At 71.9% G+C, this 1,811-nt stretch carries 2 protein-coding genes and 1 pseudogene; 1 reads left to right on the top strand and 2 read right to left on the bottom strand.

From position 1 onward, the window contains the following. Positions 1-685: bifunctional transcriptional activator/DNA repair enzyme AdaA (locus tag FVW20_RS14120; protein ID WP_231039122.1), on the bottom strand; the 685-nt coding region annotated here is incomplete at its 3' end. Between the two features lie 582 nt (positions 686-1,267). Between FVW20_RS14120 and FVW20_RS14115 the strand changes: the two genes are divergently transcribed. Continuing rightward, complete coding sequence (locus FVW20_RS14115) at positions 1,268-1,507, top strand: hypothetical protein (RefSeq protein WP_012613069.1); 240 nt, start codon at positions 1,268-1,270, stop codon at positions 1,505-1,507. Between the two features lie 84 nt (positions 1,508-1,591). Here FVW20_RS14115 and FVW20_RS14110 read toward each other — a convergent pair. Beyond that, positions 1,592-1,811, bottom strand: a pseudogene (locus FVW20_RS14110) (hypothetical protein); the annotation flags it as partial.

Below are 1,811 nucleotides of genomic sequence, written 5' to 3'. Positions count from 1 at the left end.
CTGTGGGCCTGCCGATGCGGGCGGCAAGCTGGGCATAGCCCAGCGTCGCGCCGGGGGGCAATTCGCGCAGGGCGCTCCAAACCGCATGCTGAAAGGCGGTGCCGCGCACGTCCAGCGGCAGGGCGGGGTGCGCGCCGCCGTGCTCGACAAAGGCCACCACCGTGCCCAGCCACTGGCGCACCGCATCGCTGGGGGGGTGCAGTTCGGCGCGGGGAAAGCGGCGTTGCAGGCCGGAAAGCAGTACCTCGCGGTCGTCGCCGATGTCGATGGCGCACACCCCGTCCTCCGTGGCGGCCATGACCAGCCAGCCCAGCGACGTTTGTGCGGCGGCCACGGCCAGTTGCTGGCCGGGCGCTCCCTTGCGGTAGCGGGCCGGGGTCATGCCCAGCATGCCGTGTGCATCCTCGTAGACCCGGCTCGGCGAACCGAATCCTGCCTCGTAGATGGCCTCGGCCACGGGCACGCCCCGCTCCAGCGCGCCGCGCAGGCGCTGTTCGCGGCAAGCCTGCTGGTAGGCGCGCGGCGAAACTCCCACCAGCCGGGTGAATACCCGCTGGAAGTGGCCGGGACTCAGGCCTGCGGCCTTGGCCAGTTCCGCCAGGGGCACCGGTTCGGCACGCTCGCGCAGGGTGGCGCAGGCGGCGCGAACCAGCGCCAGGCGGGGGGCTTCGGGCCAAAGGACCATGCCCGTCGCGACGGGCGCACCAGTCGCGCCCGATGTCCCGGTCGGTCCTGATGTGGCAGCCGTGCCGGATGCGGCAGAGACCGGATCGGCGGCGGTATGACAGGTGGTCGTGTCCATGACGGCAACATAGGCCCGCCGCGTGCGCTTTTCCATCCGAATCTTGCGCTGACCCCCGCAGGGAAAAATTTTCTACGCCCCGCCGCCCCGTCCCCGTCGTGTCCCTGCCCGCAATCAGCGCCCGGCTTGCCTCCGCCGGTCTCGCCCGCCAAGCCGCCGCGCGCAGCCCCAAAACATGCCGGGGGCCACATGGACGGAACAACCCCTTGCGCGTATGCTGGGGCATGGGGTTCTGCCGCGCGCGCCGCTGGGGGCGCCTGCGGCAACTCTCCGGGCGTTTCCGGGGTGGAACGTTCCGGGATGCCGCGTGGGTGCGGTTCCGGGGGATTATGCTTCTGGGATGTTGCCGCTGGCGGGCGCAACCTGCGTCCCGGCACGGCCTTGCGGATCGGTCCTGACCAGTCCGCAACGGCCCGCGCCGGAACGCCGCCATGGGGACTGTCGCAAGGCGGTCCGGGAGGTACCATGGAAGACGAGGCTGGATACCTGGCAATGCTGGAACGGCAGATGGACGAGGCCATGGCGCGCCTGGCCGACACCTGCCGCGACGAACCGGGCTGCGCAGCCCCGGAAGGCAGCGGCGCGAAAAAGGCCGCACGCGCCGCCTGCGAACAGGCAGAAGAAGCCGCCCGCTCCACCTACGAACAGGAATGGGCCAAGGTGTGGGGCGTGGTGCGCCAACGCAGGCACAAGGGCGGGCGCTGACCGGGGCCGCCCTTTCCGGCGCGGTCACGCGGACGGGGCCTTGCGTCGCGCATGCACCCGCCGGGCCGTGCATTTCCCGCCCGGCTACTCCCGCAACGACAGCCTATCAAGGCTGACCGTCGCCAGGTCCACCACGGCCATCCGGCCATGGGGACCGCCCAGGCGCGGGGGCTGGCCCAATACCAGCCGCACCGCCTCGGACAGCACCAGCCCCGCCGCCACCAGCAGGGCCGGTGGCTGGCAGCCCAGCACGTCTTCCGCCGGGGTTGCCGCTGGCTGCCCGTGGGGAAAGAACATTCCGGCC

Source organism: Nitratidesulfovibrio oxamicus (assembly GCF_015731765.1).
In the GTDB taxonomy this organism is placed as follows: Bacteria; Desulfobacterota; Desulfovibrionia; order Desulfovibrionales; family Desulfovibrionaceae; genus Cupidesulfovibrio; species Cupidesulfovibrio oxamicus.
This window is presented reverse-complemented; position numbering and strand designations above follow the sequence as displayed.